The 14,098-nt window shown below is 70.3% G+C and carries 15 protein-coding genes and 1 riboswitch; of the genes, 12 read left to right on the top strand and 3 right to left on the bottom strand.

The window, feature by feature from the left end; translation table 11 throughout:
* Positions 1-49: 49 nt before the first annotated feature.
* Entirely contained in the window at positions 50-1,315 is a 1,266-nt protein-coding gene (locus ABT304_RS23380; protein WP_350718884.1) for an NYN domain-containing protein, read from the bottom strand.
* Between the two features lie 123 nt (positions 1,316-1,438).
* Between ABT304_RS23380 and ABT304_RS23375 the strand changes: the two genes are divergently transcribed.
* From ABT304_RS23375 to ABT304_RS23360, 4 genes are all read left to right on the top strand, one after another.
* Entirely contained in the window at positions 1,439-1,621 is a 183-nt protein-coding gene (locus ABT304_RS23375) for a hypothetical protein (RefSeq protein ID WP_091049976.1), read from the top strand.
* Between the two features lie 96 nt (positions 1,622-1,717).
* Positions 1,718-1,896: riboswitch (cyclic di-AMP (ydaO/yuaA leader) on the top strand.
* Positions 1,897-1,913: 17 nt separating this feature from the next.
* The gene (locus tag ABT304_RS23370; protein ID WP_160024376.1) at positions 1,914-2,900 is read left to right on the top strand and encodes a C40 family peptidase; all 987 of its coding nucleotides are present in this window, start codon (positions 1,914-1,916) and stop codon (positions 2,898-2,900) included.
* A gap of 38 nt (positions 2,901-2,938) precedes the next feature.
* A complete protein-coding gene (locus ABT304_RS23365; RefSeq protein ID WP_350718882.1) occupies positions 2,939-4,141 on the top strand; it encodes a hypothetical protein in 1,203 nt (400 codons plus the stop codon).
* Entirely contained in the window at positions 4,138-5,385 is a 1,248-nt protein-coding gene (locus tag ABT304_RS23360) for a M48 family metallopeptidase (protein WP_350718881.1), read from the top strand. The genes ABT304_RS23365 and ABT304_RS23360 overlap by 4 nt, the downstream gene beginning before the upstream one ends.
* A gap of 90 nt (positions 5,386-5,475) precedes the next feature.
* Here ABT304_RS23360 and ABT304_RS23355 read toward each other — a convergent pair whose 3' ends face one another.
* Positions 5,476-7,269 carry an AMP-dependent synthetase/ligase gene (locus ABT304_RS23355; RefSeq protein ID WP_350718879.1) on the bottom strand — a complete coding sequence of 598 codons (1,794 nt, stop codon included), beginning with the start codon at positions 7,267-7,269 and terminating at the stop codon, positions 5,476-5,478.
* Between the two features lie 132 nt (positions 7,270-7,401).
* Here ABT304_RS23355 and ABT304_RS23350 point away from each other — a divergent pair, with 132 nt between their 5' ends.
* Genes ABT304_RS23350 through ABT304_RS23330 form a run of 5 tightly spaced genes read left to right on the top strand, consistent with a single transcriptional unit; the run spans position 7,402 to position 11,420 of the window.
* The gene (locus ABT304_RS23350; RefSeq protein ID WP_160024372.1) at positions 7,402-7,848 is read left to right on the top strand and encodes an SRPBCC family protein; all 447 of its coding nucleotides are present in this window, start codon (positions 7,402-7,404) and stop codon (positions 7,846-7,848) included.
* On the top strand, positions 7,845-9,056 hold the full coding sequence (locus ABT304_RS23345; RefSeq protein WP_350718877.1) for an ArsA family ATPase: 1,212 nt from the start codon (positions 7,845-7,847) through the stop codon (positions 9,054-9,056). The genes ABT304_RS23350 and ABT304_RS23345 overlap by 4 nt, the downstream gene beginning before the upstream one ends.
* A gap of 2 nt (positions 9,057-9,058) precedes the next feature.
* On the top strand, positions 9,059-9,481 hold the full coding sequence (locus ABT304_RS23340) for a DUF5304 family protein (protein ID WP_160024370.1): 423 nt from the start codon (positions 9,059-9,061) through the stop codon (positions 9,479-9,481).
* A gap of 3 nt (positions 9,482-9,484) precedes the next feature.
* The gene (locus ABT304_RS23335; RefSeq protein WP_350661499.1) at positions 9,485-10,438 is read left to right on the top strand and encodes an ROK family glucokinase; all 954 of its coding nucleotides are present in this window, start codon (positions 9,485-9,487) and stop codon (positions 10,436-10,438) included.
* 10 nt (positions 10,439-10,448) lie between these two features.
* Positions 10,449-11,420: an ROK family protein gene (locus ABT304_RS23330; RefSeq protein ID WP_350718876.1), complete on the top strand. Its 972-nt coding sequence runs from the start codon at positions 10,449-10,451 to the stop codon at positions 11,418-11,420.
* Here ABT304_RS23330 and ABT304_RS23325 read toward each other — a convergent pair.
* Positions 11,417-11,905 (bottom strand): hypothetical protein, encoded by a 489-nt coding sequence (locus ABT304_RS23325; RefSeq protein ID WP_350718874.1) that lies wholly within the window; start codon positions 11,903-11,905, stop codon positions 11,417-11,419. The genes ABT304_RS23330 and ABT304_RS23325 overlap by 4 nt on opposite strands.
* A gap of 98 nt (positions 11,906-12,003) precedes the next feature.
* On the opposite strand from ABT304_RS23325, the gene ABT304_RS23320 reads away from it, so the two are divergent.
* Genes ABT304_RS23320 through ABT304_RS23310 form a run of 3 tightly spaced genes read left to right on the top strand, consistent with a single transcriptional unit; the run spans position 12,004 to position 14,092 of the window.
* Entirely contained in the window at positions 12,004-12,756 is a 753-nt protein-coding gene (locus ABT304_RS23320; protein ID WP_350718872.1) for a lysophospholipid acyltransferase family protein, read from the top strand.
* Between the two features lie 50 nt (positions 12,757-12,806).
* On the top strand, positions 12,807-13,250 hold the full coding sequence (locus tag ABT304_RS23315; RefSeq protein ID WP_350718871.1) for a flavin reductase family protein: 444 nt from the start codon (positions 12,807-12,809) through the stop codon (positions 13,248-13,250).
* Positions 13,247-14,092: an arylamine N-acetyltransferase family protein gene (locus ABT304_RS23310; protein ID WP_350718869.1), complete on the top strand. Its 846-nt coding sequence runs from the start codon at positions 13,247-13,249 to the stop codon at positions 14,090-14,092. The genes ABT304_RS23315 and ABT304_RS23310 overlap by 4 nt, the downstream gene beginning before the upstream one ends.
* Positions 14,093-14,098 lie beyond the last annotated feature (6 nt).

Raw genomic sequence — 14,098 nt, 5'->3', positions numbered from 1 at the left:
CGGGAGAACCTATCGAATCAGGCCGGTGTGGCGCAGGAAGCCTGCAGGATCAACCGAGCAGTGGCGAGAGCGAGGAGAGCGGGACGGTGCGGGCGCCGGCGCGGCGTACGTCCTTGACGACCTCGGCATCGTCGGTGGCGACCAGGATGACGCGGCCGGCGGGCTCGGCGTCGACGAGGTCGCGGATGACGTCGTCGGCGATGACGCCCTCGGGGGAGAAGAGGACCTTGACGCCGCGCGGAGGCACCGCGGTCGGACGTACGGATGCGGAGTGGGCGTCGAAGACGACGGTCGTCTCGGCGCCGGTGCGGGCGGCGATCGGCGCGATCGCCCGCAGCAGCCGCAGCCGTTGGGCATCGAGCGCCGAGTCGGGCCACAGCGCCTTGGAGACGTTGTAGCCGTCGACGATCAGCCGGACCCGCGGCATCGCCAGGAACTGCTCGAGGTGGGCGCTGCTGGTGACCCCGGCACCGGCGGCGGCGTCGGCGGAGGCCAGCTCGGCCTCCACCCGCTCGCCCGGGGTGCCGGTGACCGGCGGCAGCGCCAGCTCGCGACGCAGACCCCCGGCCGCGTCGAGCAGCGTGTCGAGCAGGAACCGGGCGCGCAGCGAGGCGTCCTCGCGGTCCGTCTTGGACGTACGCCGCTCGGCCGCGGCCTCGCGCTCCAGCTTGTCGATCTGGCTGCGGAGCTGCCGCAGCTGGCGGTCGCGGGCGGCGAGCTCGTCCTCGGCGCGGGCGAGCGCCGTGCGGGCCTCGGTCAGGGCCTCGTCCAGCCCGGTCCCGGCCTCACGTGCGGCAGCCCGGGCCTCGCCGAGCTTGCGTCGCAGGGCGGTGTTGTCGGCCTTGAGGTCGTCGAGGCGGGCCTTGCGGTCGGCACGCACCTCGCGGAGCTCGTCCTCGGCGGCGGCGAGCTTGGCGCGCAGCCGTGCCACCTCGGCGTCGACCACCGGCACCGCGGCGGCCTCCAGCCGGTCCAGGGCCTCCTTGAGCGAGACCTCCCAGCCGTCGGGGCGGACGAGCCAGACGACCGCGGCCGCCTCGGCCGGATCCTCGGGGAGGACCACGTCGTCGGCGGAGCCCTCGGAGACGTACGCCGGTCGCAGCTGGCTGCCGACCTTCTCCCGGACCTCGTCGTCGCTCTCGAGCACCGAGGCGATCATCGCGCCGCCGGCCTTGGCCCGCCTGGCGGGCGCGAAGTCGGCGATCCGCTTGAGCGCGGGCGGCAGGCGCACCACGTCGGGAAGCACCCCGGCCGTGAGCGCGACGATGCGTCCCCGGACCGTGTCGGGGAGCGTCGCGTACGCGGAGACCTCCATGTGCCAAGTGTAGGGACCCGGTCCGCGATCGCCGCGTCGAATACCGTGCTGCGATGGTGATGACACGCCGGACGCAACCGGACGAAAGCAAAAATGTCGGTGCTCGGTGAGACCGTCACTCACATGACGACGAGAATCGACTGTGACACCTGCCTCGTGCGCGGTTTGGCGTGCCACGACTGCGTGGTCACCGTGCTTCTGGGGCCACCGCCGGAGCTGACCATCGAGGACGACGAGCGCCGGGCGCTCGACGTGCTGGCCGAAGGAGGCCTGGTCCCGCCGCTGCGCATGGTGGAAGGGATGTAGCCGAACTTTTGGGCGTGGGTGGTTGGCAGGTGGGGGATGCCGTCGGCTAGTGTGCGCAGGAACTTGGCGCTCGTGGAAGTGGGTCAACCGGCCCACGCGAGTGTCGCGCTTAGTCCAGGCCCGCTTCGGGGCGGGCCAGGAGCCGGGGAACCACACCGATCATCTGGGGTGTATCCGCCGCAAGGGCGATCTGGGAGACCAGATCGAGGAGCGGTGGTAAGGCAGGTCGTGCCTGAACCCGTCAGCTCACTCGGTAGGCGTCAACGACTACACACAAGGAGACCGTCCGCTCGTGACACGCGACCGGAAGCGACTCATTGCCGGAGCAGCCGGCATCGCCGCCATCGGAGTCGCCGGGATCATTCCCGCAGCGACCCCCGCCCAGGCAGACCCTGACATCGACGACGTTCGCAAGAAGGTCGACAAGCTCTACACCCAGGCCGAGGCGGCCAACGAGGACTACAGCAACGCCAAGCTGCGGCTGCAGGACCTCAAGGACCAGCTCGAGGACCTCAACTCCGACGAGAAGCGTCAGAGCAAGGAGCTCGACAAGATCCGCGCCGAGCTCCGTGACTCCGTGCTGCGGCAGTTCGAGGGCTCCGACGTCTCTGCCGTCGGCCAGGTGATCACCTCCGAGGACCCCCAGGAGTTCCTCGCCGGTCTCTCCACCGTCTCGTCCTACAACGCGCTGCAGGCCGACCTCCTCGCCCGGTACAACACCGAGGCGGAGGCCCTCCAGGTTCGTCGCGAGGCCACCGAGGACGCCAAGTCCCAGATGGCCAAGATCAAGACGACCATGCAGCAGAAGAAGAGCGAGATCGACAAGAAGTACGAGGCGGCCCAGGCCGAGCTCGACGAGCTGGAGGCCGATGAGCTGGAGGAGTTCCAGTCCACCGACACCAGCATCCCCTCCAACCTGCCGCCGCCCTCGGGTCGCGCCAAGGTGGCCGTCGACTACGCCCTCGCCCAGGTCGGCGACGCCTACGTCTACGGCGCCACCGGCACCGAGTCGTGGGACTGCTCCGGCCTCACCATGGGTGCCTGGGGCCAGGCCGGCGTCTCGCTCCCGCACTCCTCCTCGGCGCAGTACAGCAGCGGACCCCAGGTCTCCCGCGACCAGCTCGCCCCCGGTGACCTGGTCTTCTACTACAGCCCGATCAGCCACGTCGGCATCTACATCGGCAACGGCATGATCGTGCACGCGTCCAACCCGAGCACCGGTGTGAAGGTCTCCCCGATGGACGAGATGCCCTACACGGGCGCCGTCCGCCCGGGTTGAGTTTGACCCAGCACCCCGAAGAGGCCGATCGTTCGCAGGTGCGAACGGTCGGCTCTCTTCTTTCTCGCCCGGCCCTGATCGGGGCCGCGCTGGTGCTGGTGATGCTGCTCGCCGGGTTCGTCGGCTGGCGGCTCACCGGCGGCGGCGAGTACGTCGCCCCGACCCCGAGCAGCGCGCCGGTCGTGCGCGCCGACACCGAGGGTGCCCGGGCCTCGCTCGATGCCCTGGTCGACGGCGTACGCGACGGGGCGGAGCCCGAGGGAGAGGACGCGGCCTCGGTGGCGGTGCGCAACGCCCGGGCCATCGGCCTCGGGGACGTCACCGCGAGGTACGTCGCCGAGTCGGGCAACGTGGAGCCGGACGGCTCCTGGACGGCCGACGTCGAGATGTCCTGGCGCAGCCCCGGCGACCCGGCATTGACCGAGGAGCTGAAGGTCGGCTTCGACGCCGAGGGCGCGATCACCGGGTTCTCGGCGGCCCAGGGCACCCGGCTGCCGCTGTGGCTCAGCGGCCCGGTCGAGGTGCGCCGCACCGGCTCCACCCTCGTGGTCGCCCAGGCCTCCGCCGACGTAGCCGACCGCTACGCCGAGCTGGCCACCACCGCCGTCGCCGGGGTCCGCAAGGTGATCCCCTGGAAGAACCCGCTCCTGGTCCTCGAGGTGCCCGCGAACGGCCTCGACTCCGCGCTCGGCGCGCAGCCGGGGACCTACGCCGCCGTCGCGGCGGTGACCGCGACCGTCGACGGGTCCACGAAGGCCGGGACCCCGCTGCACGTGTGGGTCAACCAGGGCGTCATCGGCGACCTCGACGCCCCCGGCGCCCAGATCGTCATCACCCACGAGGCCACCCACGCGGCCACCGACGCCGCGACCAACACCCGCCGGCCGATGTGGCTGGTCGAGGGCTTCGCCGACTACGTCGCGCTCCGCGACACCCAGCTGCCGCTGTCCAAGACCGCCGGCCAGATCCTCGCCCAGGTCCGCGAGAACGGCGCCCCCGACCACCTCCCGGGCAAGGCCGAGTTCAACACCCGCTCGGAGCACTTCGGCGCCGAGTACGAAGCCGCCTGGCTCGCCTGCGAGGTGCTCGCCGAGGTCGGCGGCGAGCAGGCCCTGGTCGACCTCTACGAGGACACCGGGCGCGGCATCGGCTTGGAGAAGGCGCTGCAGGCCGGCTTCGGCTTCGGAGAAGAGGAGCTGACCGCCCGCTGGCGGACCCATCTGTCAGACTCGGCTCGATGAGTGGGGCGGAAGTGAGTGCGACGCGACGTACGTCGTGGGTGGTTCTCGTCCTCGGGACGGTGGCGTTCGTGGTGCTCGCCTGGGCGTTGATCCCATGGCATCCCTACCCGGGTGGCGCGCTCGACCTGCCCGACGAGCGAGACGTGTTCACGCCCGAGGAGCTCGAGCGGATGCTGGCCTACTCCGGCACCGCCCGCTGGATCAGCCGGGCCTCGCTCCTCGTCTCGCTGATCGTCGCCTGTGTGCTCGGGTTCACCTCGCTCGGCCGGCGTCTGGTGGCGCGGCTGCCCGGACCATGGCTGCTCCGGGTGGTGCTCGCCGTCGCCGTGGTCACGCTCCTCGGCTGGATCGCGACGCTGCCGTTCGGGGTGGCCATCCACCGGCTGCAGATGCGCTACGGGCTCTCCCGGCAGGCGTGGGGGCCCTGGCTGGGCGACTCGCTGCTGAACCAGGTCGTCGCGATCGTGACCACCTCCGTGGCGCTGCTCGCCCTCTTCGTCTGCATCCGCCTCGGTCGGCGTTGGTGGCCGGCGGTCGCCGCCGCCCTGGTCGCTGCTCTGGTGGTGGTCGGCTCGTTCATCTACCCGGTCGTCATCGAGCCGCTGTTCAACGACTTCGAGTCGCTGCCGCGCGGCCAGTTCCGGACCGAGGTGATGGCTATCGCCGAGCGTGAGGGCGTCGAGCTCGACGACGTCCTGGTGGTCGATGCCTCCCGGCGTACGACCTCCCTCAATGCGTACGTCACCGGTTTCGGCTCCACCCGCCGCGTCGTCCTCTACGACAACCTCGTCGACTCGCAGCGGGGCGCCGCCGCGCGCGGGGCGGTCCTCTCCGTCGTTGCCCACGAGCTCGCCCACGCCAAGCACGACGACGTCCTGGTCGGCACGGTCATCGGTGCCGCCGGCGCGGTCGCCGGCGTCGGTCTGCTCGGCCTGCTGCTCTCCTACCGGCGCCGGGACGAGTACGCCACTCCCGAAGCGGTCCCGATGCTGATGGCGGTCTTCGCGCTCGCGAGCGTGCTGGCGATGCCGATCCAGAACGGCCTCAGCCGGCACGTCGAGGCCCGCGCCGACGTCGAGGCGCTCCGTGCCACCGGCGACCTGGAGTCGTTCACCCGGCTGCAGCACGACCTCGGTGCCCGCTCGCTCTCCGACCCGTCACCGCAGGCCTGGTCGCAGTGGTGGTTCGGCTCCCACCCGACGACCTTGCAGCGGATCGCGATCGCTCATCGGGTTCTCGATTAACGGCCGAGTCGGCGCATCCGACCCCGCTGGCTCGCTTCGCTTCGCCAGACACGGGGTCAGATGCGCCGACTCGGCGCCACGAGAACAGCTTTACTTGCTGTACAGCGCCTCGACCTCGTGACTGAACTCGCGCATGACCACGTTGCGCTTCAGCTTGAGGCTGGGGGTGAGCTGGCCACCCTCCTCGGTCCAGGACTCGGGGATGATCACGAACTTGCGGATCGACTCGGCCTTGGAGACCGCCTTGTTGGCGTCGTCGACGGCGCCCTGGATGACGGCACGCAGGTCCTCGTCCTCGACGAGGTCCTCGATGTTGCCGGACTTGCCGTTGGCCTCGGCCCAGGTGGGCAGCGCCTCGGGGTCGATGGTGACGATCGCGCCGATGAACGGCTGACCGTCGCCGACGACGATGCACTGGTCGACGAGCACGTGGGCGCGCAGGCGGTCCTCGAGGACGGCCGGGGCGACGTTCTTGCCGCCGGCGGTGACCAGGATCTCCTTCTTGCGGCCGGTGATCTTGACGAAGCCCTCGTCGTCGACCTCGCCGAGGTCGCCGGAGTGGAACCAGCCGTCCTCGGTCTTCGCGTCCGAGGTGGCGGCCGGGTTCTGCCAGTACTCCTTCAGCACCTGGCCGCCCTTGAAGAGCAGCTCGCCGTCATCGGCGACACGCACCGAGGTGCCGGGGATCGGCCGGCCGACGGTGCCGATCTTGAACGCCTCGGGCAGGTTGACGGTGAGCGCGCCGGTCGTCTCGGTGAGGCCGTAGCCCTCCAGGACGGTGACGCCGATGCCGCGGTAGAAGTGGCCCAGGCGGTCGCCGAGCGGCGCCCCGCCGGAGATCGCGTAGGAGCAGTTGCCGCCGAGCGCGGCGAGCAGCTTGCCGTAGACGAGCTTGGAGAACAGCTTGTGCTTGGCGGCGAGCAGGAACGGCGCCTTGCCGGTCTCGGTGGCCCGGGAGTATTCGATGGCGACCTCGGTGGCCATGTCGAAGATGCGGCCCTTGCCGTCGGCGACGGCCTTCTGCGAGGCGGTGTTGTAGACCTTCTCGAAGACCCGCGGCACGGCCAGCACGAAGGTCGGCTGGAAGGTGCCGAGATCGGCGACGAGGTTCTTGATGTCGGGGGTGTGGCCCAGACGGGTGCGGGACGTGATGCAGCCGATCTGGATGATTCGCGCGAAGACGTGCGCGAGCGGCAGGAACAGCAGCGTGCTGCGGCCCTCGATGTTGAACAGGCCGTCGAGCGAGTCGACGACGACGCCGAGCTCGAACATGAAGTTGCCGTGGGTCAGCACGCAGCCCTTCGGGCGCCCGGTGGTGCCGGAGGTGTAGATCAGCGTCGCGGCGTCGTCGGGGGTGACCGCGCTGCGGCGGGCCTCGAGCTGCTCGTCGGTGATGTCGGCGCCGAGCTTGACCAGCAGGTCGACGGCGTTGTCGTTGATCGACCACACGCTGTTGAGCGCGGCGCAGCCCGAGCGGACCTCGCTGATCCGGCTCATGTGGCCGGCGTCCTCGGCGACGATCGCCACGGCGGCGGAGTCCTGGAGGATCCATTCGATCTGCTCGGCGGAGGAGGTCTCGTAGATCGGCACCGTCGTCGCGCCGGCGAACCAGATCGCGTAGTCGATCAGCGTCCACTCGTAGCGCGTCTTCGAGAGCAGCGCGACCCGGTCCCCAGCGCCTACACCAGCCGCGATCAGTCCCTTGGCGACCGCCGAGACCTCAGCGAGGAACTCGGACGACGTCACGTCGTCCCAGGAGCCGTCGGCGCCTGGCCGGCTGAGGACGGCGGCATCGGGTGCCTCGGCGGCGTTACGCACGACGTCGTCGCTCAGACTGCCGGTGGGGGGAACAACGTACGTCGCGGGCGTGGAGAACTCGCGCACTAGGGCCTCCGCATACTGATGGTAGGTGGGTACGAACCGGAGGTTACCCCCGTCACAGCCCGACCATTTCACCGGGATGCTATCCGGTACGCTCCATGGCACCTAGCAAGTCAGGGAGTGAGGACACCACCGATGGCCGATCAGACCACCTCGACGATCGTGATCGAGGCCGCGCCCTCGGCAGTGATGGCGGTGATCGCGGACTTCAAGTCCTATCCGGCCTGGGCCAAGGGCATGCAGGAGGTCAGCGTCCTCGAGACCGGGGTCGACGGGCGGGCCGAGCAGGTCCGGTTCGTGCTGGATGTCGCGCCGATCAAGGACGAATACACCCTGGCGTACGACTGGGACGACGACCGCCAGGTGACCTGGTCGCTGGTCAAGGGCAACCTGCTGCGGTCGATGGACGGCGCCTACGTGCTGCGCGACCTCGGCGGTCGCACCGAGGTCACCTACCGGCTCGCGCTCGACCTGAGCATCCCGTTGATCGGCATGCTCAAGCGCAAGGGCGAGAAGGTCCTGATCGACACCGCGCTGCGAGGCCTCAAGCAGAGAGTCGAGAAGCAGGGCATGCCTTCGTGAGAATCCTTCTCTTCACCGGCAAGGGCGGCGTCGGCAAGTCGACCGTCTCGGCCGGCACCGCGGCGATGTCCGCGGCCCGCGGCCTGCGCACCCTGGTCCTCTCGACCGATGCCGCCCACTCCCTGGGCGATGCGTTCGGGCTCGACAAAGCGCTGGGTTCGGAGCCGGTCCAGGTCACCGAGCACCTCTACGTCCAGCACGTCGACGCCCAGCGCCGCTTCGAGGAGTCGTGGGCGGAGGTGCAGGGCTACCTGCTGAGCGTCCTGGACACGATCGGGGTGGACCGGATCGCCGCCGAGGAGCTGACCATCATCCCGGGGGCCGAGGAGGTCTTCGCGCTCCTGGAGCTGCGCCGGATGGCGGTCTCGGGGGAGTGGGACACGATCGTGGTCGACTGCGCCCCGACCGCCGAGACGCTGCGGCTGCTCGCCCTTCCCGAGGCCCTGGGCTGGTATCTCGAGCGCATCCTCCCGGTGCAGCGCAAGATGGTGAAGGCGCTCAAGCCGGTGCTGACCAAGGCCGCCGGTGTGCCGATGCCCGGCGACTCGGTCTTCGACGCCCTGGTGCGGCTCCACGACGAGCTCGCCGAGGTCCGAGCCCTGCTCTCGGGCCCCGAGGCGTCCGTACGCATCGTGCTGACCCCCGAGCGGGTCGTGCTCGCCGAGGCACGACGCTCCTGGACGACGCTGTCCCTCTACGGCTACCGCGTCGACGGTGTGGTCGCCAACCGGATCTTCCCGGCCGGCGGCTCCGACGACTGGCGCGCCGGCTGGGTCAAGGCCCAGGACGACGTGCTCGGCGACGTGGGCGCCTCCTTCGAGGGGCTGCCCGTCTGGCGCTCGTTCTACCGGCCGACCGAGCCGGTCGGGGTCGACGACCTCCGCGAGGTGGCCGAAGCCGCGTACGCCTGGTCCGGCAGCATCGACCCGCTGGCCGTTCCCGAGACCGCGGCTCCGTTCCGCACCGAGACCACCGGCGAGGCCACGGTCGTCCATCTGGCGCTGCCCGGGCTGGCTCAGTGGGTCGAGCGCGACCAGGTGCAGCTGGGCCGCAACGGCGACGAGCTGGCGATCACCGTGGGCGCCTACCGGCGCCTGCTGACCCTTCCCGCCGCGCTTGCCCGGATGCGCGTCAGCGGGGCGCGGGTCGAGGGCGGGGAGCTGCGAGTAACGTTTTCTCGTCAGACGACGAACACCGAGAGCGAGTGATCGTGAGCGAGCAGCGCCACGAGTGGGCGGACGAGCCGTTGGGGTCGACCGCCGAGGAGCTCGGCCGGCTGATGGAGGCCATCGGCGAGTGGGCCAAGGACTCCCGGATCGGCCACTTCACCGAGGCGGTCGGAGAGCATCTCGATACCGGGGCACCGGAGTGTGCCTACTGCCCGCTGTGCCGTACCGTACATGTCCTCCGGGAGTCGAGCCCGGAGGTCAAGGTGCACCTGGCCAGCGCTGCCGCTTCGTTGATGCAGGCCGCAGTCACGGTGCTCAACGCGGCGGCCACGAGTCCGGGTGCTGGCCCTAGTGAAGGCGAGGATGCTCACAGTGATGGCGTGCGGGCTGAGGAAGATGCGACCCGGGACTGGGCGCAGCGCTCCGAGAAGGTCGAGCGGATCGATCTCGACGGCTGGAGCTGAGTCATGACGACGACGAAGAAGCTCGCCTGTGGTGTCGACGTCGGTGGCACCAAGATCCTCGGCGGCGTCGTCGACCATGACGGCAACATCATCGAGGACCACCGCGTCGAGTCGCCGGCGAAGAGCCCGGAGGCCATCGAGGCCGCCATCGTCGAGGTGGTCCTGGAGCTCAAGACCCGCCACCCGATCGAGTGCGTCGGCATCGGTGCCGCGGGCTACATCGACAAGGGCCGCTCGACGGTCATGTTCGCGCCCAACATCGCCTGGCGCGACGTACCGCTCAAGGAGCGCCTGGAGAAGGTCCTCGAGCTGCCGGTCGTGATCGAGAACGACGCCAACGCTGCTGCGTGGGGCGAGTTCGAGTACGGCGCGGGCGCCGAGGTCGACAACATGATGCTGGTGACCGTCGGCACCGGCGTCGGCGGCGGCCTGGTGCTCGAGGGCGAGCTCTACCGCGGCGCCTTCGGCGTCGGCGCCGAGATCGGCCACATGCGGGTCGTGCCCAACGGCCACCTGTGCGGCTGCGGCAACCGCGGCTGCTGGGAGCAGTACGCCTCGGGGTCGGCCCTGGTGCGCAACGTCCGCTCCGCCGCGCGCGGTGGGTCCCTACTGGCCCGCGAGGTCCTGGACCGGGCCGAGGGTGACCTCGACAAGATCAAGGGCCCGCTGATCACCGAGGCGGCCCGAGACGGGGACGCCTTCGCGATCGAGGCGCTGACCGACCTCGGCATCTGGCTCGGCGAGGGGATCGCCTCGATCGCTGCCGTGCTGGACCCGGCCGTGGTGGCCATCGGTGGGGGAGTGGCCGAGGCCGACGACCTGCTGCTCGGGCCTGCTCGGCGCGCCTTCCAGGCTCAGCTGACCGGCCGCGGACACCGGCCGATGCTCGACGTACGCAAGGCGACGCTCGGCAACCAGGCAGGGTTGATCGGCGCTGCGGACCTGGCTCGCAAGTGAGCCAGCACCAGTGAGCCTGCACATCGGTGTCGACATCGGCGGCACCAAGGTGCTCGCGGCAGAGGTCTCACCGGATGGTGAGGTGCTCCGCACCGCCCAGCGCAGCACGCCCGGACGCCGGGTCGAGCTCGAGCTGGTGGAGGACGCGCTGACCGAGGCGGTCACCGAGGTGGCCGCCGGCCGGCCCGTCGCCGGCGTCGGCCTGGCCGCCGCGGGGTTCGTGGACGCGGCCGGGGAGCGGGTCATGTTCGCTCCCCACCTGCCCTGGCGAGGCGAGCCGACTCTGAGCCGGCTCTCCTCGCGATGGGGCACCCGGGTGGCGCTCGACAACGACGCCAACTGCGCTGCGCTGGCCGAGCTGGAGCTCGGTGCGGCCCGTGGTGTCGACTCGGCCCTGCTCATCACCCTCGGCACCGGCATCGGCGGCGCCGTGATCCTGGACGGCAAGATCGTGCGCGGTCGCAACGGCATGGCCGGGGAGTTCGGACACATGCAGGTCGTGCCCGGCGGGCTCCCGTGCGAGTGCGGTCTCACCGGCTGCTGGGAGCAGTACTCCTCCGGCAACGCGCTGGTCGCCTTCGTGCGCGCCCGCGTGGAGACCGAGGAGCACGCCGGCGGGGCGCTCGACGAGCTGGCCGCCGGCGACCCGCTCAAGATCACCGGCCCGGCGGTCACCGCCGCCGCGGCCCGTGGCGACGCGCTCGCGCTGGCTGCGTACGAGTCGGTGGGATCGTGGCTGGGAGTCGGGATGGCCGGCCTCGTGGCCGCCTTCGACCCCGAGCTGTTGGTGGTCGGCGGGGGAGTCTCCACCGCGGGCGACCTGCTGCTGGCACCGGCGCGCACGGCGCTGGACGGCTCGCTCGTCGGCCGCCTGCACCGCGAGGTGCCGCCGATCGTCGCGACCGCCTTCGGCGCGGAGGCGGGCGTGGTGGGGGCGAGCATCCTGGCTCGCCGCCTCACCTCGAGCCAGAGCCAGAGCTAGACGCGAGCGCCGTCGTCCCAGGGGTCGCGGGGCTCGGACGGCATGGTCGCGAGCAGGTAGACGAAGCCGGCCAGGAAGGCCGCGACCAGGCCACCGATGACCCAGCTGTTGAAGTGCCGGCCTGTGACCTGGGTGACCACGATCAGGACCAGCACGGCGACCGGTGCGCCGAGCACTCCGATCCAGGCGAGCAGGCGCGCCGGGGTCGGCTTCGGGAGCGGCGGCGGAGGCGGCGGGACGTAGCCCTCCTCGTCGTCGCGCCACATGTCGTCATAGGCGTCCGGCTCGTCGACGGTCTCGACGATGTCGATCTTCTTCTCGAAGAGATCGCGGGCGACGGGCTCCTCCTCGAGGGCGGGGCGGTCGCCGTAGTTCTCGACGATCTCGCGCCATGCTTCGTCGTCCGACGGCTGGCTCTCCGAGGGCACGGAGGCGTCGTCTGGGGCCCCGGTCGCGTCCTCGGGCCGGTCGTCTCGGTCACTCACTCCTCAAGCCTAGCCGGATCCCATGACAGGGTGCGGGAGTCGAAGTACCTGTCTCGTTATAGGCTCATCGGTCGAAGGCAATTAGGGAAGGCGATGGGGTGTCGACGAAGCTCTTCTACTCGTTCTTGAAGTGGGTGGCGATCGGGCCCCTCCTTCGAGCGGTTTTCCGTCCGTCCTATGAGGGCACGGAGAACATCCCGCGCAAGGGCCCGGCGATCATGGCCAGCAACCACCTCTCCTACGCCGACTGGCTGTTCATGCCGCTCGGGATGAAGCGGATGGTGCGTTTCGTGGCCAAGGCGGAGTACTTCACCGGAACGGGCCCCAAGGGCTTCCTGCAGAGGGTCTTCTTCTCGGGAACCGGCAATGTGCCGATCGACCGCGGTGGGGCCACCGCCGCCGAAGGGGCGCTCATCGCCGCCAAGCGGGTCCTGGCCGAGGGCGAGCTCTTCGGGATCTACCCCGAGGGCACCCGCTCCCACGACGGCAAGCTCTACCGGGGACGTACCGGCATCGCCAGGCTGGCTCTGGACACCGGTGCGCCCGTGATCCCCGTCGCCGTGATCGGCACCGATGTGATCGCGCCTCCGGGCAAGAAGTTCGGCAAGATCGTGCACCCGCGGGTCATCTACGGCAAGCCGCTGGACTTCTCGCGCTACGAGGGCATGACCAACGATCGCTACATCCTGCGCGCGATCACCGACGAGATCGTCTACGAGATCCTGAAGCTCTCCGGCCAGGAGTACGTCGACATGTACGCCACCGAGGCCAAGAAGCTGGCCGAGGGCAAGAAGCCCGCGAAGAAGTCCTCCGGGCCGACCAAGACTGGACCTACCAAGGATGTAGCCTGACGATCCACTCGTCCCACCCGTTCCCGACGCCGGAGGATCCGGTACGCCGGTTGCGCGGTCGTCTGGGTGGGCGGGTGTCGCTGTGGACCTCAGGCTCCGCCGATTCCTGGGCGGGGCTGACGGTCTCGTCGCTGATGGTGGCCAACGGGTCGCCCGGAGCCGTCCTCGGCCTGCTCGATCCCGACTCGGACCTCCGCGACGAGCTCGAGGAGACCGGCGTGGGGGTCGTGTCGCTGCTCCACTGGCGCCATCGCGACCTGGCCGAGGCGTTCGGGGGCACCGCCCCCGCTCCCGGCGGCGCGTTCCGGCTCGGGTCGTGGGAGACGACCGAGTTCGGCCGTCGCCTCGCCGATGCGCCGACCTGGGCAGGCGTACGCCTGGTGTCGATGCAGGAAATCGGCTGGTCTGCTCTGGCGACCTGCGAGATCGTGTCGCTCGAGGTCGGTGACGACGCTGACCCGCTGGTCCACAGGCACGGGAGGTATGAGCGATGATCGAGGGCTATCTGCGACGGCTCGGCATCGAAGGGCGGCCGGAGGCGACGTACGAGACGCTCGTCGATCTTCATCACCGCCATCTCGACACGCTTCCCTACGACAACCTCTCGATCATGCTCGCCGCCATCGGGGCCGTGGGGGCGCCGGACCCGGTGGACCCCGAGGTGACGCTGGAGCGGGTCGCGGCCGGAGGCAATGCGGGCTACTGCTTCCACAACAACGGGGTCTTCTCGCTGGTGCTTGAGGAGCTCGGTTTCGACGTCGTACGCCGCTTCGGCCAGATGCTCGAGGCGACCGGTCCTTCGGGGACCTTGGACCACCTGGCGATCGAGGTCCGTGGACTGCCGACCTCATCGAACCCGGCTGGCCGGTGGGCTGCCGACGTGGGCTACGGGGACGGCTTCCGTGACCCGTTGCCGCTGGTCGACGGGCATTTCCGGCAGGCCGGCTTCGTCTACCGGCTGGCGCGGGTGGGGGAGTCGGGGTGGACCTTTCACCACGATCCCCACGGTTCGTTCAACGGGAGCTTCGTCCGCGGCGACGTTGCGCAGGACGCGATCAAGGCGTCGCACCTGCGGCTCTCCACGCCGCCCGAGGGCGACTTCACTCGCAAGCTCGTCGTGCAGCGGCGTGGCGCGACGGGTGCCGACACCGTTCGCTCGATCCGGCACACGCGGACCGGATCCGGGGCGTCGACGCGTGAGCTGCGGAACTTCGAGGAGTGGCGCGCAGCCCTGGGCGGTATCGGGCTGTCGTTCCTGGGTGCTGAGGAGGACGCGCTGCGCGAGCTCCACAAGCGACAGGCCGCCGAGTACGACGAGTGGTTGCTGACGCGGTAGTCGCCG

It is taken from the genome of Nocardioides sp. NPDC000445 (genome assembly GCF_040300245.1).
Lineage (GTDB): Bacteria > Actinomycetota > Actinomycetes > Propionibacteriales > Nocardioidaceae > Nocardioides.
This window is presented reverse-complemented; position numbering and strand designations above follow the sequence as displayed.